17 protein-coding genes and 1 tRNA gene are annotated in these 19,106 nt (G+C 61.2%); 8 read left to right on the forward strand and 10 right to left on the reverse strand.

Annotated elements, in window-relative coordinates; genetic code table 11:
- The first annotated feature begins 63 nt into the window (after positions 1–63).
- The 5 genes from ACXYMO_RS07800 to ACXYMO_RS07820 all read left to right on the forward strand — a co-directional run bounded on the left by ACXYMO_RS07800 (position 64) and on the right by ACXYMO_RS07820 (position 5,544).
- The gene (locus ACXYMO_RS07800; protein ID WP_458878129.1) at positions 64–1,641 is read left to right on the forward strand and encodes an ABC transporter substrate-binding protein; all 1,578 of its coding nucleotides are present in this window, start codon (positions 64–66) and stop codon (positions 1,639–1,641) included.
- 84 nt (positions 1,642–1,725) lie between these two features.
- Positions 1,726–2,679, forward strand: coding sequence for an ABC transporter permease (locus ACXYMO_RS07805; RefSeq protein WP_458878130.1), 954 nt, complete (start codon positions 1,726–1,728; stop codon positions 2,677–2,679).
- Entirely contained in the window at positions 2,676–3,554 is an 879-nt protein-coding gene (locus ACXYMO_RS07810; protein WP_458878131.1) for an ABC transporter permease, read from the forward strand. The genes ACXYMO_RS07805 and ACXYMO_RS07810 overlap by 4 nt, the downstream gene beginning before the upstream one ends.
- Positions 3,554–4,540 (forward strand): ABC transporter ATP-binding protein, encoded by a 987-nt coding sequence (locus ACXYMO_RS07815; protein WP_458878132.1) that lies wholly within the window; start codon positions 3,554–3,556, stop codon positions 4,538–4,540. Before ACXYMO_RS07810 ends, ACXYMO_RS07815 begins: the two co-directional genes overlap by 1 nt.
- Positions 4,540–5,544, forward strand: coding sequence for an ABC transporter ATP-binding protein (locus ACXYMO_RS07820; RefSeq protein ID WP_458878133.1), 1,005 nt, complete (start codon positions 4,540–4,542; stop codon positions 5,542–5,544). Before ACXYMO_RS07815 ends, ACXYMO_RS07820 begins: the two co-directional genes overlap by 1 nt.
- A gap of 43 nt (positions 5,545–5,587) precedes the next feature.
- Here the strand turns inward: ACXYMO_RS07820 and pyrF are convergent, their stop codons facing one another.
- Both pyrF and ACXYMO_RS07830 read right to left on the reverse strand, forming a co-directional pair.
- The gene (pyrF, locus tag ACXYMO_RS07825; RefSeq protein ID WP_458878134.1) at positions 5,588–6,283 is read right to left on the reverse strand and encodes an orotidine-5'-phosphate decarboxylase; all 696 of its coding nucleotides are present in this window, start codon (positions 6,281–6,283) and stop codon (positions 5,588–5,590) included.
- Positions 6,284–6,339: 56 nt separating this feature from the next.
- On the reverse strand, positions 6,340–6,612 hold the full coding sequence (locus ACXYMO_RS07830) for a hypothetical protein (protein ID WP_458878135.1): 273 nt from the start codon (positions 6,610–6,612) through the stop codon (positions 6,340–6,342).
- Between the two features lie 298 nt (positions 6,613–6,910).
- On the opposite strand from ACXYMO_RS07830, the gene clpB reads away from it, so the two are divergent.
- Positions 6,911–9,529, forward strand: a complete 2,619-nt coding sequence (gene clpB / locus ACXYMO_RS07835) for an ATP-dependent chaperone ClpB (RefSeq protein WP_458878136.1) — start codon at positions 6,911–6,913, stop codon at positions 9,527–9,529.
- Positions 9,530–9,840: 311 nt separating this feature from the next.
- Here the strand turns inward: clpB and ACXYMO_RS07840 are convergent, their stop codons facing one another.
- The 3 genes from ACXYMO_RS07840 to hemC all read right to left on the reverse strand — a co-directional run bounded on the left by ACXYMO_RS07840 (position 9,841) and on the right by hemC (position 12,222).
- Complete coding sequence (locus tag ACXYMO_RS07840) at positions 9,841–10,092, reverse strand: PEP-CTERM sorting domain-containing protein (RefSeq protein WP_458878137.1); 252 nt, start codon at positions 10,090–10,092, stop codon at positions 9,841–9,843.
- Positions 10,093–10,245: 153 nt separating this feature from the next.
- Positions 10,246–11,190, reverse strand: a complete 945-nt coding sequence (locus ACXYMO_RS07845; RefSeq protein ID WP_458878138.1) for a fatty acid desaturase family protein — start codon at positions 11,188–11,190, stop codon at positions 10,246–10,248.
- Positions 11,191–11,271: 81 nt separating this feature from the next.
- The gene (gene hemC / locus ACXYMO_RS07850) at positions 11,272–12,222 is read right to left on the reverse strand and encodes a hydroxymethylbilane synthase (RefSeq protein ID WP_458878139.1); all 951 of its coding nucleotides are present in this window, start codon (positions 12,220–12,222) and stop codon (positions 11,272–11,274) included.
- A 102-nt stretch (positions 12,223–12,324) separates the two neighbouring features.
- On the opposite strand from hemC, the gene hemE reads away from it, so the two are divergent.
- Both hemE and ACXYMO_RS07860 read left to right on the forward strand, forming a co-directional pair.
- A complete protein-coding gene (gene hemE / locus ACXYMO_RS07855; RefSeq protein ID WP_458879065.1) occupies positions 12,325–13,359 on the forward strand; it encodes a uroporphyrinogen decarboxylase in 1,035 nt (344 codons plus the stop codon).
- Positions 13,360–13,413: 54 nt separating this feature from the next.
- Positions 13,414–13,490 (forward strand) — tRNA-Met (locus ACXYMO_RS07860).
- A gap of 55 nt (positions 13,491–13,545) precedes the next feature.
- Here ACXYMO_RS07860 and ACXYMO_RS07865 read toward each other — a convergent pair.
- The 5 genes from ACXYMO_RS07865 to ACXYMO_RS07885 form a co-directional block, all read right to left on the reverse strand.
- Positions 13,546–14,691: a zinc-binding dehydrogenase gene (locus ACXYMO_RS07865; protein ID WP_458878140.1), complete on the reverse strand. Its 1,146-nt coding sequence runs from the start codon at positions 14,689–14,691 to the stop codon at positions 13,546–13,548.
- Between the two features lie 328 nt (positions 14,692–15,019).
- Entirely contained in the window at positions 15,020–15,601 is a 582-nt protein-coding gene (locus tag ACXYMO_RS07870) for a VOC family protein (protein WP_458878141.1), read from the reverse strand.
- Positions 15,602–15,626: 25 nt separating this feature from the next.
- Positions 15,627–15,959 carry a DOPA 4,5-dioxygenase family protein gene (locus ACXYMO_RS07875; RefSeq protein WP_458878142.1) on the reverse strand — a complete coding sequence of 111 codons (333 nt, stop codon included), beginning with the start codon at positions 15,957–15,959 and terminating at the stop codon, positions 15,627–15,629.
- 86 nt (positions 15,960–16,045) lie between these two features.
- On the reverse strand, positions 16,046–17,005 hold the full coding sequence (gene speB / locus ACXYMO_RS07880; RefSeq protein WP_458878144.1) for an agmatinase: 960 nt from the start codon (positions 17,003–17,005) through the stop codon (positions 16,046–16,048).
- 143 nt (positions 17,006–17,148) lie between these two features.
- Positions 17,149–18,810 (reverse strand): ABC transporter substrate-binding protein, encoded by a 1,662-nt coding sequence (locus ACXYMO_RS07885; protein ID WP_458878145.1) that lies wholly within the window; start codon positions 18,808–18,810, stop codon positions 17,149–17,151.
- Positions 18,811–19,106 lie beyond the last annotated feature (296 nt).

Raw genomic sequence — 19,106 nt, forward strand, 5'->3', positions numbered from 1 at the left:
TCTGAAGGATCGATCCTGATCTAGTCTTTCTCAAAAACAATCAAAACAGCTGGGAGAATATGAATGAAACACTTTGTCAAAGGGTTGGTTGCGTCGGCCGCACTGGCCGCAGTGGTCATTGGCGGACAGGCCATGGCCGAAGAACCCGTTCGCGGCGGCACACTTGTCACCGTAATCGGGACAAACGTGCGGAACCTGAACTCCGCAGTTCAGTCGGGCATTGCCACCGGCTATCCCGGCGCACAGCTTTTCGCCTCGCCCCTGCGCTATGATGAAGACTGGACGCCGCAGCCCTATCTTGCCGAAAGCTGGGAAGTCAGCGAAGACGGGCTGACCGTCACTCTGAACCTGGTCAAGAACGCCAAGTTCCACGATGGCGTGCCGCTGACATCCAAGGACGTGGCGTTCTCGGTCGACGTGATCAAGGCCAACCATCCGTTCAAATCCATGTTTGCGCCGGTCGAAGCGGTGGAAACGCCGGACGACCACACCGCGATCCTCAAACTCAGCAAACCGCACCCGGCCCTGATGCTGGCGATGTCGGGTCAGCTGATGTCGATCATACCTCAGCACATCTATGGCGACGTGCCGATCAACGAGGTCAAGACACATCCGCGCAACAACGAAAACCCTGTCGGGTCGGGGCCGTTCAAGCTGGTGGAATACAAGTCCGGCGAACACGTGATCCTTGAGCGGTTCGACGATTTCTTTATCGACGGGCGTCCCTATCTCGACAAGGTCGTGATGCGCATCATCACCGACCCTGCCGCCCGTGCGATCGCCTATGAAAACGGCGAACTGCACATGGGCGCCTTTGAGTCGCTGCCGCGCATCATCAATCGCCTCAAGAAAGCCGACGGTCTGACCGTGACCGACGAAGGGTACGGTGGCATCGGTCCGCTCGACTGGCTGGCGATGAACACCCAGAAGGGTCCGTTGGCCGATGTGCGCGTACGCAAGGCCATTGCCTATGCAGTCGACAAGAACTTCATCCTCAATGCGCTGATGCAGGGCACCGCCTCGGACAGCCGTACCGGCATCCACCCGGACAGCCCGTTCTATAATGGCGATGTCGAGGCCTATGACCTCGATCTCGACAAGGCGAATGCGCTGCTGGACGATGCCGGATTCCCGATGAAGGATGGCAGCCGCTTTGGCCTGACCATCGATTTTGGCTGGCCCGGTGTCAAACCGCAAGTCGAATACGTCAAGGCGGCGCTCAAGAAGGTGGGCATCGATGTCGAAGTGCGCGCAAGCGCCGATTTTCCGACATGGGCCAAGCGTATGGGTGAAATGGACTTTGACATGAGCTGGGACACGGTCTTCAACTGGGGTGACCCGGTGATCGGCGTGCACCGGACCTATTCAAGTTCCAACATCGCCAAAGGCGTCTGGTCGAACACGCAAGGGTATTCCAATGCCCGGGTGGACGAACTGATGGCCATGGCGGCGGTTGAAACCGACCCGGCAAAGCGCACAGCGCTCTATGCGGAATTCCAGCAGATCATCGCGGATGAAGTGCCGGTCTATCACACCAACACGCTGCCGTATCACACTGTCTATTCGGACAAGGTGGGCAATCCGCCGCTGGGGATCTGGGGCACGTCGACACCGATCGACATGACCTATCTCAAGGAATAATCCGACACCAGCAGCTGTGGCGGGGATGGTCCCGCCGCAGCCTCAATTCGGGCAGATGTCGTGCAGTTTCTCCAAAAAACATTGATGCGTGTCTTTTATGCGGTGCTGCTGCTTATTGCGGTGCTCGTACTGAATTTCTCGCTGATGCATATGGCGCCGGGTGACGTCGCCGATACCATCAGCCAGTCGATGGGCGGGGCCGATCAGGAACTGCTGGATCAGATCCGGGCCGATTATGGGCTGGACCAGCCGTTTCTGGTGCAATTGGGCCGCTATATCGGCGGGGTGTTTCAGGGCAATCTGGGATATTCATTCTTTTACAATCAACCGGTCACAAAGCTGATCCTGGAACGGTTGCCGGCCACGTTGCTTCTGGTCATCACTGCGCAAATCCTTGCGCTGGTGGTCGGCGTGGTTCTGGGTGTCATCTCGGCGCGCAAGCCAAACGGTATTGCCAGCCATTTTGTGACCTTTCTGGCGCTCTTTGGGTATTCCGCCCCGGTCTTCTGGACCGGCATCCTGCTGCTGATCGCCTTTTCGCTCAAAATTCAGTGGTTCCCGGTTGCGGGCATGCAGGACGTCACGATTTCGGGGGGGGTCTGGGTGCATTTCTGGGACGTGGTCCGGCATCTGGTCTTGCCGATGGTAACGCTGTCGTCGATTTTCCTGGCGCTTTATTCGCGGCTCAGCCGGGCCACAATGATGGAGGTTCTGGGATCGGACTATGTGCGCACGGCCAAGGCCAAGGGGCTCAGCGAAAATCAGGTGGTTTACAAACATGCCCTGAAAAATTCACTGTCGCCGGTGATCACGCTGGCCGGGCTGCAACTGTCCGCGGTCGTGTCTGGCGCCGTTCTGGTGGAATCGGTGTTCAGCTGGCCGGGTCTTGGCACGTTGGCCTTTCAGTCGATCATCGCACGGGACACGCCGACGATCCTGGGCATCCTGTTTTTTTCGGCGCTGGTGGTGATTGTGGGTAACCTTCTTACGGACATGGCCCTGCGCGCCATTGATCCACGGATGAGGGGGCGCACATGAGCGACCAGCACACAGATGCGCCGGTTCAAAAGGCGCGATCCCCCTTCGCCGAGGCTTGGGACATGTTCCTGCGCAACCACGCGGCTGTTGTCGCGCTCGGCTTCCTGTTTCTGATCGTACTGGGCGCGATTTTTGGTCCGTTTCTCTACCCGACCGATCCGTTTGAAATGGTCTGGGCGCCCTTCTCGCCGCCGGGCGAACAGGGCTTTCTGCTGGGGACCGACTATCTCGGGCGCGACCTTCTGGCGATGATCATCAATGGCGCGCGCGTGTCCTTGCTGATCGGTCTGTCGGCGGCCCTGGTGTCGATCTTCATCGGCGTGACCATCGGCGCATTGGCCGGGTTTTACGGCGGCTGGGTCGAAGAGGTGCTGATGCGCTTTACCGAGTTTTTCCAGGTGCTGCCCACGCTGCTGTTTTCAATGGTCATCGTCGCGCTGTTCGGCGCCTCGCTGGCCATCATCACCTTTGCCATCGGCGTGGTCAGCTGGACTGCCGTTGCCCGGATCACCCGGTCCGAGTTTCTGCGCATCCGCGAACTGGAATACGTCACCGCCTCGCGTGCCAGTGGGGCCGGGGCGGGCAAGCTGATGTTCCGCGTGATCCTGCCCAATGCGATGCCCCCGATCATCGTGCAATCGGCCCTGATGGTCGGCAGCGCCATTCTGTTCGAGGCGGGGCTGTCCTTTCTCGGCCTGACCGATCCCAACGTTGTCAGCTGGGGGCAGATCATCGGCTCGAACCGGCAATATATCCTGGACGCCAGTTATACGGTCACCATTCCGGGCTTGGCGATCTTTGTCACCGTCCTGTGCATTTCGCTTGTGGGCGATGGGCTGAACGACGCGCTCAATCCGAAGTTGAGGCAACGCTGATGGAAAGCCTGCTGAAGGTCGAAAACCTCAGAATCGAACTCAAGACCCGCGCCGGTGTGGCGCCGGTGATCGACGATCTGACCTTTGAACTGGGCGCGGGCGAGGCGATCAGTTTCGTTGGTGAATCCGGGTGTGGCAAGTCGATGACCGCGCTGGGCATCATGGGCCTTCTGCCGCAGGGGATCGGGCGCATTGCCCGCGGATCGATCCAGTTGAACGGTGAAGAACTGACAACCGCCAGCGAAAAGCGGCTGCGCGCCATTCGCGGCAACGAGATTTCGATGATCTTTCAGGAGCCGATGACCTCTCTGAACCCGGTTTATACCGTGGGCGAACAGATCGCCGAGGTGCTGCGGGCGCATCAGGGCCTGTCGCGCAAGGCGGCCTGGGACACGGCGGTCGACCTGCTGGATGCGGTGCGCATCCCGAATGCCAAAGGCAGGGTTGCGGATTATCCGTTCCAGATGTCGGGGGGGCAAAGGCAGCGGGTGATGATCGCCATGGCGCTTGCCTGCAAACCGAAAATCCTGATTGCGGATGAACCCACCACCGCGCTGGACGTCACCGTGCAGGCGCAGATTTTCGATCTGTTGCGCGATCTGCGGCGCGACACCGGCACCTCGATCATCATGATCACCCATGACATGGGCGCCGTGGCGGAAATGGCCGACCGGGTGATCGTGATGTATGCCGGGCGCAAGGCCGAAATCGGACCGGTTGACCAGATCATCGACCATCCGCGCCACCCTTATACCAAGGGGCTCATTTCCTGCGTGCCGCATATCCACACGCCCCTGACGCAGGCGCGCGACGAACTGACCGAGGTGCCCGGCATGGTGCCAACGCTGCAGGAGTTTGGCGCGGATGCCTGCCTGTTTGCGTCACGCTGCGCGCAGCGGACGGAAAAATGCGAAACCGCGCGGCCTGCCCCCGTCACGTTCGACGGCGGTCAGATCGCCGATTGCTGGCACGCGGAGGAAATCTGATGGCTGACTCTCTGTTGACCGTCGAAAACCTGAGCGTTCATTTTGCTGTCCAGCGCAAAGGCATCTTTGGCCCCAAATCCTATCTGCGGGCTGTCGACGATGTGTCGTTCTCGGTCCGCAAAGGCGAAACGCTGGCCATTGTCGGGGAAAGCGGCTCGGGCAAGACGACCGCGGCCCTTGCCGTGGCGCGGCTGGTTCAGTCCGCGGGCGGTTCGGTCCGTTTGGGTGGGCAGGAGGTTCTCGGGCTTGAGGGCGAGGCCCTGCGCGAGGTCCGCAAGAAAGTGCAGTTCATCTTTCAGGACCCCTATTCCAGCCTGAACCCCCGCCGCCGGGCCGAAGACCTGGTGCGTGAACCGCTCGACAGCCTGACCGACAAGACCGCTGCGGAAAAGCAAACCATAGTGGACGGGTTGTTTGCCGCCGTTGGCCTGCACAAGGAACAGCAGCGGCTGTTTCCGCACCAGTTTTCAGGCGGTCAACGGCAACGGATCGGTATCGCGCGGGCGCTATCCACCCAGCCCGAGCTGATCATCTGTGATGAGCCGGTCTCGGCGCTGGATGTGGCGGTGCAGGCGCAAATCCTGAACCTTCTACGCAAGTTGCAGGCCGAGTTTGGCCTGACCTACCTGTTCATCAGTCACGATCTGGGCGTGGTGCAGCACATGAGCGACAAGATCGCGGTGATGTACATGGGGCGCGTGGTCGAAATCGCGGATCGGTTGAGCCTGTTCAACACGCCCCAACACCCCTACACCGTGGCCTTGCTGTCCGCGGTGCCCGTTGTGGATCGAAACGCCAGGGCCGCACAGAAACGCATCCTGATCCCCGGCGATCCACCAGATCCTGTCAACCTGCCCAAAGGCTGCCGGTTTGCATCGCGCTGCCCCGCCGCAATGGCGATCTGCAAATCCGAAGAACCAGGTCTCAGACGCGTCGGGCCCAACCACCAGACCGCGTGCCACCTGGTCGAAGACACGGCGCAGGCGGCGACCCCGGCCACCTAGGCGCGTCCATCATATCACATTCATCACCCAGCAGAGTTGCGGCTCAGATCGCGGCCAGTTCGTCCAAAATGGCCTGCGTCGCGGCCTGCGGAGAGGGCGCTTTGTGGATGGGGCGACCGACAACGATGTGGTCGGCGCCATCGGCAATGGCGCTTGCCGGCGTTGCAACCCGTTTCTGATCCCCCAGGTCGGCCCCCGCGGGGCGGACCCCCGGGGTGACGATCAGTCTGTTTTCCGCCTGTGGCAGCGCGCGGATTTTGGCGGCCTCTTGCGGTGAGGCGATTACCCCGTCGGCCCCGGCCTCGAACGCGCGCCCGGCCCGTTCCAGAACCAGATCGGCCACGTTGCCGGGTTTGATCAGGCTGGCGTCCAGATCTTTGCGGTCCAGCGAGGTCAGGATCGTCACCGCCAGAATTTTCAGATTGCTTCCCGCAGCGCCTTCCTTGGCGGCGCGCACAACGTGCGGATCGCCATGAACGGTCAGGAAATCCAGATCGAACCGTGCCAGCCCACGCACGGCGGTTTCGACCGTGGCGCCGATGTCGAATAGTTTCATGTCCAGGAATATACGCTTGCCGTGCTCTTGCTTCAGCTCATTGGCAAGGGCGAGACCACCACCGGTCAGCATCCCCAGCCCGATTTTGTAAAAACCGACGAGATCTCCCAATTGCTCGGCAAGGGCATGGCCTTGCAGGGCATCGGGAACATCCAGGGCTACAATCAGGCGGTCATCGGACACGGGCGCACTCCATTTTTCGGGTTTGCGCCTCAGTACCCTTCAAGTCAGGGCAAAGTCTATGCCGATATATGCGCCGGAACCGGTGTCAGGCTTTCGGCGAACTGCAGTTCCTGACGGCCCGAACGGACCTCGGGCATACGGCGCAGCTGACGGATGGCGTCATCCACAAAGGCAACGGCCCGGGACTGTCCGCATTCGTCCTCGGGCAGGTCAAGGCGGCACAACAGGGTCACAATCTGGTTCTTCAGGGTCACACAGACATTGGCGATATGACGCGCCGACTTCTGACAGTATTGGTAGTGGGTAATTTCGATGTCTGTAACCAGCATGAGCGGCCTCCGTTTCGCCCTCGATATCACCCCCAAAAAAGGAGGAAATGTGACCCACAGGCGGAGTTTTCGTGGTTGTCCCTTCCATGTTGCCCGATGCGTTGTGCCGCCCCTTTCAAAACGCTGAAACGGCGGGTCCGATACGGCGCATATCTTTGGTAGGGTCCCCAGCGGCAGGAAATCCGCCCCGGTGCCTTGAACGCGGCCGAAACGCTTCCCATTTCTTACAATGAGGTCCCGAACGGTCATGCCTCCAAGAGGGTGACCAAAAGGCGAACGCTTAGAACAGGAGAACGACATGGACTTGAACAAGTTCACCGAGCGTGCACGTGGTTTTGTGCAGGCCGCCCAGACAATTGCGATGCGCGAAGGTCACCAGCGACTGACGCCCGAGCATCTTCTCAAGGCATTGATGGACGACGAACAGGGGTTGGCAAGCAACCTGATCTCGCGCGCTGGCGGTACACCCGCCCGCGTCGTCGAATCCCTGGATGCCGCCCTGACCAAGATCCCGCAGGTGAGCGGTGACGCCGGTCAGGTCTATCTTGATTCCACCACAGGCAAGGTTATGGCCGAGGCCGAGAAACTGGCCAGCAAGGCCGGTGACAGCTTTGTGCCCGTCGAGCGGGTTCTAATGGCCCTGTGCATGGTCAAATCCAAGGCCAAGGATGCCTTGGACGCTGGCGATGTCACCGCCCAGAAGCTGAACGAGGCGATCAACGACATCCGCAAGGGCCGCACCGCCGACAGCGCCACAGCCGAAGAAGGCTATGATGCGCTCAAGAAATATGCCCGCGACCTGACCGAGGCCGCCCGTGAGGGCAAGATTGACCCGATCATCGGCCGGGACGAGGAAATTCGCCGCGCGATGCAGGTCCTGTCGCGCCGCACCAAGAACAACCCGGTCCTGATCGGGGAACCCGGCGTCGGTAAAACCGCCATCGCCGAAGGTCTGGCCCTGCGTATCGTCAATGGCGACGTGCCCGAATCCCTGCGTGACAAAAGCCTGATGGCGCTCGACATGGGCGCATTGATCGCGGGCGCGAAATATCGCGGCGAATTCGAGGAACGGCTCAAGGCGATCCTGACCGAGGTGACCGAAGCCGCAGGCGAAATCATCCTGTTCATTGACGAAATGCATACCCTTGTCGGGGCGGGCAAGACCGATGGCGCAATGGATGCCGCCAACCTGATCAAACCGGCTCTGGCCCGGGGCGAATTGCACTGCGTGGGGGCCACCACGCTTGATGAATACCGCAAGTACGTTGAAAAGGACGCGGCCCTGGCCCGTCGTTTCCAGCCGGTGATCGTCGAAGAGCCGACCGTCGAAGACACAATTTCGATCCTGCGCGGCATCAAGGAAAAATACGAGGTGCACCACGGCGTGCGCATTTCCGACAGCGCTCTGGTGGCCGCGGCAACGCTCAGCCACCGCTATATCACTGACCGGTTCCTGCCCGACAAGGCCATCGACTTGATGGACGAGGCCGCCTCGCGCCTGCGGATGGAGGTCGACTCCAAGCCCGAGGAACTGGATGCGCTGGATCGCCAGATCCTGCAGCTTCAGATTGAGGCCGAAGCCCTGCGCAAGGAAGATGATCGCGCCTCCAAGGACCGTTTGGAAACGCTGGAAAAGGATCTGTCCAACCTGCAGGAACGCAGTGCCGAGATGACCGCCCAGTGGCAGGCCGAACGGGACAAGCTCGCCGGGGCCCGCGATCTCAAGGAACAGCTGGATCACGCCCGTGCCGAACTCGACATCGCCAAACGTCAGGGTGATCTGGCCAAGGCCGGGGAGCTGTCCTATGGCGTCATCCCGCAGCTTGAAAAGCAACTGGGCGAGGCGGAAGAGCGCGAAGAAACCGGCATGATGGTCGAAGAGGCCGTGCGCCCTGAACAGATCGCCGCCGTTGTCGAACGCTGGACCGGTATCCCCACCGCCAAGATGCTGGAAGGCGAACGGGACAAGCTGCTGCGCATGGAAGAGGACCTGCACCGCCGCGTGATCGGCCAGAATGCGGCCGTGACCGCCGTCGCCAACGCCGTGCGCCGGGCGCGCGCCGGGCTGAACGACGAAAACCGCCCCCTGGGCAGCTTCCTGTTCCTCGGCCCGACCGGGGTGGGCAAGACCGAGCTGACCAAGGCCGTCGCCGAATTCCTGTTCGATGACGACAATGCGATGGTGCGTATCGACATGTCCGAATTCATGGAGAAACACTCCGTGGCCCGCCTAATCGGCGCGCCTCCGGGCTATGTCGGCTATGACGAAGGCGGGGTCCTCACCGAGGCCGTGCGCCGCCGCCCCTATCAGGTGGTCCTGTTTGACGAGGTCGAAAAGGCCCACCCGGACGTGTTCAACGTGCTGTTGCAAGTGCTCGATGACGGCGTGCTGACCGACGGTCAGGGCCGCACCGTGGACTTCAAACAGACGCTGATCATCCTGACGTCGAACCTTGGGGCACAGGCGCTCAGCCAGTTGCCCGAAGGCGCCGACAGCAGCGATGCCAAACGTGACGTGATGGATGCGGTGCGGGCCCATTTCCGCCCCGAATTCCTGAACCGTCTGGATGAAACCATCATCTTCGACCGTCTGGCCCGCGACGACATGGATGCGATCGTCGATATCCAGCTCCGCCTGCTGGGCAAGCGTCTTGCCTCGCGCAAAATCACGCTCGAACTGGACGAGGACGCGCACAAGTGGCTTGCCGATGAAGGCTATGACCCGGTGTTCGGGGCTCGCCCGCTCAAGCGTGTGATCCAACGCGCGCTGCAGAACCCGCTGGCGGAAATGCTGCTGGCCGGGGATGTGATGGACGGTTCGATCGTGCCGATCAGCGCTGGCGCCGATGGCCTGATCATCGGCGACCGCATCGCCGCCTCAAACCGCACCCCGCCTAACGACGCGGTCGTGCACTAAGCCAAACCAACTCCAAGGCCCGCCCTCACCCGGCGGGCCTTCTTCTTTTCCGCCTTTCATCTTGCCAGATAAACTCCGGGGGAGTCGCCCACCGGGCGACGGGGGCTGGCCCCCACCTTCAAATGAATTTCAGGGGGGCGGTCGGCACAAGGCTCTTATCCGGTGTCGTCGTGGCCTGATTGTTCGGAAATATTCAAACAGCCCCATGAGACGCTGGAACGGCCAAACGCAAACGGCTGCCCCGGAGGGCGGTCGTTAAAACTCTCACGCATTTGGCTTGCCTTGCAGCCAACAATGCCTGGTCTTCTTGTTCAGGCCGGACGGCGGCGCCGCAGACCAGCGACCAGTCCAAGACCAGAAAGCATGAGCAGAGCCGAGGCGGGCAGCGGAACGGCCGAGATGTTCCACGCAGTCTGATCGAATGTCCCGTCATCGGCAGTAACGATGCCCGACGGAATATCCGTAAATGCAAAATTCGGATCCGTGTCAAAGATCAACCCGTCACCAGGACAGCCGCCAGAATCATCAGCGCACAGCCCCATCGAGACGCCGCTGATGGTCACGAAAGGCGTGCCGCCACCGAAATTGGATACGAACAGCGAGCCGCCAAAGGCCGTACCGTTGTAAGTAACGCCGGTTTCAAATCAAGCGACAAGCGCTTTGGGAGTCTTCCTCATCGACAGCTGGCGAATGAACCGAGGCCGGCTGCGACGACGTCAGGTGCTGTGCCACCCCGCCTCGACCAGCGCGGCGCCATATCCGGGCGCGACCTTCATTTCTGGCCCCAGTCCTTTGTCGATCAGCGCCTTGTGCATCTTTTTCAACTGCCAGCAGGGCACATGCATGACCATGTGATGTTCCAGGTGGTAATTCACCCAATAGGGCGCCACGAACAGGCGTTCGATCGGGTTGGCAAGCGTCGTGCGCACATTCTGCAACGGGTTTTGCGACACTTCGGTGGCCCCGTGTTCGGCGATGTTGCGCACGCGCAGGACGAACTGGAACCAAGTCAGGAACGGCAACAGCCAGAACGCCAGCCCGTACCACCATTCGCCGATCACGCCGAAAAGAACGATTAGGCCGATGAATACCGGAAACGACTTCCACAAATCCCGCGCCTTGAACGCTTGGGCGAAATCCGAGGCCGCAGCCTCGACAGCCTCGTCATCGCCGGCCAGACGGATCGACATCATGATCTGTGCGGCCAGTTGCTTGTACCCGGTTTGCCCGGTCAGATCGCGGATGAATTTGCGGATCAGCGACGCGCGTGTTGTCGGGAATTTCGACGACAGCACCAGATCGGGGTCCTTGTCGGTCTGGGTGAACCGGTGATGGGTCAGGTGATAGTGGCGGTATGCCGACAGCTCGGCCAGAATGGGGCGTCCGCACAGCCATTCGCCGACAAATTCATTCAGGCGCCGGGTCTTGAACAGCGCGTTATGCGCCGCCTCGTGCATCAGGATCGCCAGGCCCAATTGCCGCGATCCGATGATCATCACCGCCAGTACGAAGGTCAGAACATTTGGAACATAGGCAAACAACCCCACGGCCAGCGCAATGGTGCCCCAGCAATGCACAACCAGCCAGGCGCCCATCAGGTCAGACCGCTCGGCCAGAGGGCGGATTTCTTCGGATGTGAGGTAGGCCTTGCCGGGTGTCATCTGTCGCGTCCTCCTGCACCAAATGGTTGATTCACATCGGCCATCTGTCAACAAAACCGCGACGTCATTTGCGTTCCGGGCTTAGCTTCGCCAGTCGAAAAACCCGTCTCCGGCCCGTTTCAACAGGTCCACGGCCATTTCCCGTCCCAGCATTGCACCATCCTCGATGGCGCAGGTGCGCGCGTCGCTGATCGCCTCGGATCCATCCGGGCGCAGCACCTCGCCGCGCAGGCGCAGCGTGCCGCCGTTCAATTCGGCCAGACCGGCAATCGGCGTTTCACAGGACCCGTCCAATGCCGCCAGAAAGGCGCGTTCGGCGGCCAGTCGCTGACCCGTCGGTTCATCATGAATGGCCGCCAGCATATCAGCCACGCGGGTATCATCCGCGCGCCGCTCGATCCCGATGGCGCCCTGTGCCACAGCAGGCAGCATATCGTCGGGCGAAATCGGTGTCGCGGGCACCATGGTCATGGACAAACGGTTCAGCCCGGCCATTGCCAGGAACGTGCATTCGGCCACGCCGTCGGCCAGCTTTTTCAGCCGGGTCTGTACATTGCCGCGAAATTCCACCACCCGAAGGTCCGGCCGCCGGTTCAACAGTTGCGATTTGCGGCGCAAACTTGAGGTGCCGACAACCGCGCCCTGTGCCAGATCGGCGATCACCGTCACGCCACCGGGGGCAACAAAGGCATCGCGCACATCCTCGCGCGGCAGATAGGTGTCCAGCAACAACCCCTCGGGCTGCAGCACGGGCATGTCCTTCATCGAATGCACCGCGATGTCGATCTTTCCGGTCAGCAGGTCCTGTTCGATCTCGCGGGTGAACAGGCCCTTTCCGCCGATCTCTTTCAGCGGGCGATCCTGAATTGCATCGCCGGTGGTCTTGATCACCACGATGCGAAACGCATCCTCGGGCAGGTTGAACGCCTTGCTCAGCCGGTCACGGGTTTCATGAGCCTGCGCAAGGGCCAGCGGGGAACCGCGTGTGCCGATGTTCAGCGGTGCGTCGGGTGAAGGTAGGGTATCAGTCATATATGTGTCTTTAGTCGCGTCACATTGCCCTGACAACCGGCGCAGTGCTTGACAATATGCCGCTGGCGCACGACCTGTCACGGAACGCTATTCGGGGGGCACATCACCATGCAGAAGAAATTGCTGAGATCGCTGGCAGGCGAGGTTCTGGATACGCCGCCCATCTGGATGATGCGTCAGGCCGGGCGCTATCTGCCCGAATACCGCGCGACGCGCGCGCAGGCGGGCGATTTCCTGTCGCTTTGCTATAATCCGGAGCTCGCCGCCGAGGTCACATTGCAGCCGATCCGCCGGTATGGGTTTGATGCCGCGATCCTGTTTGCCGATATCCTGTTGATTCCTCAGGCGCTGGGCGCCGATCTGTGGTTTGTCACGGGCGAGGGGCCGCGCCTGTCCACCGTGACCCAACAGGCCGATTTCGACGCGCTGAAACCGGTGGGCGATATCCATGACACGCTGTCCCCGATCTATGAAACCCTGCGCATCCTGACCCGAGAACTGCCGGAAGAGACCGCTCTGATCGGCTTTGCCGGGGCACCCTGGACCGTGGCCACTTACATGATCGCCGGGCGTGGCACGCCCGATCAGGCCCCCGCGCATCAGCTGCGCCAGGAAAACAACGCCCTGTTCGAATCGCTGCTCGATCTGATCACAGCGGCGACCATCGAATACCTGTCGATGCAGATCGACGCCGGGGCCGAGGTGGTGAAACTGTTCGACAGCTGGGCCGGATCGCTGTCGGGCGAGGCGTTCGACAAATACGCGCTGGCCCCGGCCAAGCGGATCATCACGGAACTGAAATCGCGTCACCCCGACACGCCCATCATCGCCTTTCCGCGGGAAGCAGGCGACAAATATATCGGGTTCGCCAAGGCGACAGGCGCGGATTGCGTTGCGCTCGACAACTCGGTCAGCCCCGAATGGGCCGCCAAACATGTGCAGGTCGATGGCTGTGTGCAGGGCAATCTGGCCTCGTCCCACATGGTGACGGGCGGTCAGGCGCTGGTCGACGAGACCCGTGCGATTGTTAGGGCGTTTTCCAAGGGGCCGCACATCTTCAACCTCGGCCATGGGATCACGCCGGATGCCGATCCCGAGAACGTGCAACTGATGATCGACACGGTGCGCAACGGATAAGCAGATTCACTCTTGACGATCACGCGGGGCTGGCTTACGTCCACCCTCGCTTGTGGCGGAGTAGCTCAGTTGGTTAGAGCAGCGGAATCATAATCCGCGTGTCGGGGGTTCAAGTCCCTCCTCCGCTACCATAATCCCTCAAGACATGTATGACACAGACGCTTTTGGGCGGCGCCCATCCGCGTGTCAGGGCATCCCGTGGGGAAGCAGCACCTGCCGCAGGGCCGTGCCGCCGGCCAGCAGGTCGAACCCTTCGTTGATCTCGTCGAATCCGACATATCGGTCGATCAGTTGGTCCACCGGCAATGCGCCGCTCTGGTACATGTTGATGAAGCGGGGAATGTCCCGCACCGGAACGCAGGACCCCATGTAGGACCCGCAGATCGACTTTTCGTCGCTGACCAGATCCCCGTGTTCAAAGGCGAATTTCGCGCCAATGGGTGACAGGCCCGCCGTCACCAGCTTGCCGCCGCGCGCCAGCATGGCATAGGCGCTTTCCATTGCCGGGATCGCTCCGGCGAGATCGACGGCAAATTCGATACCGCCGTCTGTCAGGTCCCGTACCTTTTCGACCAGCTCAGGGTCGCGTGCGTTGAACGTATGGGTTGCGCCCAGGTCGCGCGCTTTGGCCAGTTTGGCATCCTCAAGGTCAATGGCGACGATCATGTTGGCCCCGGCGGCCTTGGCCCCCATGACGCCGCACAGGCCGACGCCACCCAGACCGAAAATGGCAATCCGTTCCCCCGTCGCGATGCGGGCGGTGTTCACCACCGCGCCGACACCCGTCATGACCGCGCAGCCAAACAGCGCGGCATCGGCCAGCGGGATGGATTTGTCGATCACCACGACACTGCCCCGGTCCACCACCGCGTATTCCGCGAAACAGGAGACGCCCGTGTGGTGGCGGATATGTTCACCGGCCAGATCGCGGATGCGATATCCGCCTGCCATCAGCTCGCCCGTGGCGCGCGTTGCCCCGGCGGTTTCGCAAATCTGCGGACGGCCCGACTGGCAGGTCTTGCAGCGCCCGCAGGATGCACTGAACTGGAATACCACCGGATCGCCCACGCGCACGTCCGAGACACCGCTGCCCACCTCGACAACCTCGCCTGCGCCCTCATGGCCAAGGGCGATGGGCAAGGCGCGCCCGCGCGCGCCGTTGATCACGGACAGGTCCGAGTGGCACAGGCCCGCGCCGACCACCTTGACCACGACTTCGGACGGTTTGGGCGGATCCAGCGTGACCTCTTCCACCTGCAAGGGGCGGCTTTCGGCATAGGGGAGCGGCAAGCCAATTTCACGCAGAATGGTCGCTTTGCATTTGAGGCTCATGGGGCGGTCCTTTTCAATGACGCGGCGTGGAGACGGGGGCCTGGTTGCCGGGGGGGCGATGACGCGGCCCCGGGGCCAGACTGACCGACGGGGCCGCGACACGGGCTGCCGAAATGTTGCGATCCACTGTGGCAACCTCGTCGCGGGACGCGACGATTTCGATTGCTGCCGCAGGTCCCGTTTGGGATGCGGCTGCCGAATAAAAGCAGGCGGAGGCCCGAAAACTCATGCACCTCCCCTGCACATGTCTGCGATCCCGGATCAGAGTCGCACCATGTCTAACAGTGGAAACTCTGCAATGGCCAGTCGCGGGTTTGCCTTGCCGGGGTCAGTAGGGGTTTTTTGCCGACCTGTCATCCGACAAAGACCCCTGCCGCCGTTCCACGAGCATTTCGATGGCGTCGGCAAGGTGTTCTTCGTGAATGTTGTAATCGCCCCGTGCGACCCGGATTCTGTGCGCCTCGATCATCACATCGGCGTGGCTGCATCCGTACGGGGGTTCGAACCGATAAGAGGCCAGTTCGATCAGCAACCCCAGCGGGTCCTTGAAATAGATCGAATCCATGAACCCGCGGTCCTTTGGGCCGGAATGTTTGATGCCCCGTTCATCCAGCCGTTTGACCGTCTGGGCAAAGGTGGCATGGCTCACTGCAAAGGCCAGGTGATGCACGCATCCCGGATCGGTCGGGGTGCGGGCCGGGTCGAGTGCTCGGTCTTCGTTGGTGAACACGGTGATCAACCGGCCATCGCCCGGATCGAAATAGAGGTGCCCTTCTTTCGGGTTGTCCAGGTTGGGCTGGTCGAAAATAAACGGCATGCCCAACACGCCCTCCCAGAAATCGATGGATGTCTGGCGGTCGGCCCCGGTGAGGGTGATGTGATGCACACCCTGGGTCTGAAGTTTTCTCATCTGTTCCTCCTCGCGTCGGTGGTGACTATTCGAACATCGACAAATCCAGTTGCTGCATGCTGCCCATCCAGATCGCGTGGTCGCGATGATCGGCCAGTTCGTCACCTGTCTCTGGATGGGTAAACACCGTCAGGCCCTGTCGGTTCCGTGCCAGCCACATGACGACCTTGGCGAAATCGTCCGGGCCAAAGGCCAGCTGGCAGCTCCACATCGGGTGCGGACCAACCGGTTTTTCGTGCATCCGCCCCATCTGAACCGGAAGCTGCGCCTTGGCTGCCTGGCATACCGCGCGGGCCGTATCGATGGTCTTGGCGTCGTAATAGACATGCGCGTGAAAGCCTGTGATGTCCGTGTCCATGGGGTCAGCATCCTTTTCAATCCGACCTTATCATGAGGGCAGATGCGGCCCGGTTAAATACCGGCTTTCACACAGGTCCTGTGCATTCATAGCGACCTGTGGTGCAAAATCCGCCCGATGGCGTTCAGCAAAACCTGCGCCGCCAGGATCGAGGTGCTGCCGCTGGTATCGTAATCCGGCGCGACCTCAACCAGATCCATGCCGATGACCTCGCCCCGCCGGGCCAGCCCGTCGATCAGTTCCAGCACCTCGTAATAGAGAAACCCGCCGTGGCTCGGCGTTCCGGTGCCGGGCGCGATCGATGGATCAAAGGCATCAATGTCGATGGTCAGGTAATAATTCGCGCCCTCGGGAATACGGCGCAGCATGGCGTCGACCCCCATTTCGCGCAGATGACGGACAGACTGAATGTCCGAGCCCATGTCGCGGGCCGTCACATACCCCTCGCGCGCTGTGGACGATACGTTGCGTATGCCGATCTGGGTCAGCCCGGTGACATAGGGTTTTTCCGCCGCGCGCCGCATCGGGTTGCCGTGGCCGAACCGGACGCCATGGCGTTCATCGACGAAATCCAGATGCGCATCGATCTGGACGACGTGTATGGGGCCCTGATCGTCAAAGGCGTTGATGCAGGGGATGTTGACCGAATGATCGCCGCCCATCACCACGGGCAGGGCGCCAGCCTTCAGCATCTTGCGCACGCCCAGTTCGATGTTGGCATGGCTTTGTTCGGTATCGGTGTGGATGATATCGGCATCTCCGATGTCGACCACGCTTACCTTGGCCGGGTCCAGATAGGTGATGTCATCCTCGAAATCATAGGCCCCCGCATGGCCGAACGAAAACAGGGTCGATGCCTCGCGAATGGCGCGTGGCCCCATACGCGCGCCCGAGCGCCACTGCACCCCGCAATCGAACGGTGCGCCCATCACGGCGACGTCGGCGTCGATCGTGTCCCAGTCTTCGACATAGGGATATTTGCCAAAGGTGCAGATGCCCACAAAGGGCAGGTTCAACCGCCCGCCCTGATACCCGTGTTTCGCCATGTACCGTCCCCGTTTGTCCGTTTTGTGGTGTTGCGATCATGCGTCGGGATCGGGGGCTTGTCATCCTTCTGTTCGATGTCGCGCCCGGAATGCAAAAGGGGCCGCCAAATGGCGGCCCCTTCCAACAGGTCAGGAAATGTCGATCAGGTCCAGGCCAGACGCGCGGGCGAGATCACGAAGGAAATGTGATGTGCGCCGCCTTCCAGGTTTTCCTTGGTGTGGTTGTAGAGCGATCGCCAGTACGGCTGGATCGTCACACCTTCGTCTTGGATCATCTTTTCGCCTGTGGCCATCAGGGCGCGGCGCTTTTCAACGTCGGCTGTGGCCAGGGCCTCTTCCAGCAAGGCGTCAAATTCCGCGTTCGACCAGCCGAATTCGTTCCACGCCTCGCCCGACTTGTAAGCCAGCGCCCAGATCTGAACGCCCAGCGGGCGGTGGTTCCAGTTGGTCGAACTGAACGGATATTTCGCCCAGTCATTCCAGAAGGTCGAACCCGGCAGAACGGTCCGCTTGACCTTGATGCCCGCATCCCGCAGTTGGGCCGCCACCGCATCGGTGGTGTCCTTGCGCCATGCGTCGTCAATCGACAGCAGCTCGTGCTCGTAATCGGCCATGCCGGCCTCTTCCATCAGCGCCTTGGCGCCTGCAGGGTCCACTTTCAGCGGCTCCAGCTCGGCGTATTCCGGGTGCATCGGACCGACATGGTGGTTTTCGGCCGTAATACCGCGACCGCCATAGCCCAGTTCCAGAAGAACCGAGTTGTCGACAGCCATCTGCAGCGCCTGGCGCACGCGCTTGTCGGCGTAAGGCTTCTTGCCATCCACTTCGGCCAGCTGGTTGGGACGGATCACGATGGTTGCCGCAGTGACGATTTCGTGCTGCGACCAGCCATCCAGCGCGCCCAGAATGTCGATGTAATCGCCATCCACACTGTACATCATGTCGACTTCGTCGGCTTCAGCTGCAGCCACCCAGGCAGACGGGTCGGTGCCATAGTCGATGTATTCGACGCGGTCCATGTAAGCGCCGTTGCCGGCGTTCCACCATTCGTGGTTCTCGTTGCGCACCAGCACCGCCTTCACGCCCACTTCCAGGCTTTCGGGCAGGTATGGGCCGGTCCCGATCGGGTTGTCCAGCATCGTGTCGGCCGAGTATGAACTGTGAGTGATCGCCGCCGGGTAATCGGCCATGCCGGGGATCAGCGAAATATCCGGCTTGGGCAGGTTCAGCTTGACGGTGTGGCTGTCCACGACCTCGATCGCGCCGTCCACGGCCTTGCCGGTGGCTTCGTCGACCAGTGTCGCAAAGCGGCCCGCCATCGAGTTCGCCTCGACGCTCTTGTCACACCAGCCTGCGATGTTGCGAGCAACGTCTTCGGCGGTGAAATCGTCGCCGTTGTTCCACTTCACGCCTTTGCGGACGTTCAGAGTGTACTCGGTCGCGTTTTCGTTGATCTCCCAGCTTTCCAGAAGCTGAGGGGTAAAGGTGCCGTCGTTCTCGTAGAACACCAGATATTCCAGCCAGCCGTTGCTGAAGTTGGCGATCTGGCTCCAGTCATAGGTGCGCGGGTCCTTGAGGGCGCGCACTTCCTGCTGAATGCGGACGGTGCCGCCCATCTGCTTGTGCGCGGCAGCCCGCGCCGGAGCGGCCATGCCGATCATCGAATATGCGGTCGCCGCGGTCGCGCCGAACGCGCTGGCGAGGGCCAGGAACTCGCGGCGGTTTACCGGGTCGCTGCCGACCTTGCCGGCGGATTCCACAATCGATTTTGGCAACGGCTTACCGGTGCGTGTGTAAAAAGTCATATTCTTCCTCTCTGTTGATTTGGTCACAGGGTTTGCGCCCTGCTTGTTGTTGATTGTCCTTGGGAAAATGCGCCCTAAATCGCGCCGGAAAGGCTGCCGTGAGTCGTGGATCGTTTATGTCCTCCCGTCCGTCAGCGCCCTTGCGGTACTTAAGATGATCGCCAATTTCATCACAGATCGTACAAGCAAGATGTAACCCGATGCAATACGGGTGTCGGTCAGCAGACTAGTACGACTCCGACGTTTGAGTGTTGAGATAAGACATATTCCCGCCAAGTCACGTGATTTGGGCGTGC

The organism is Arenibacterium sp. CAU 1754 (assembly GCF_054482635.1).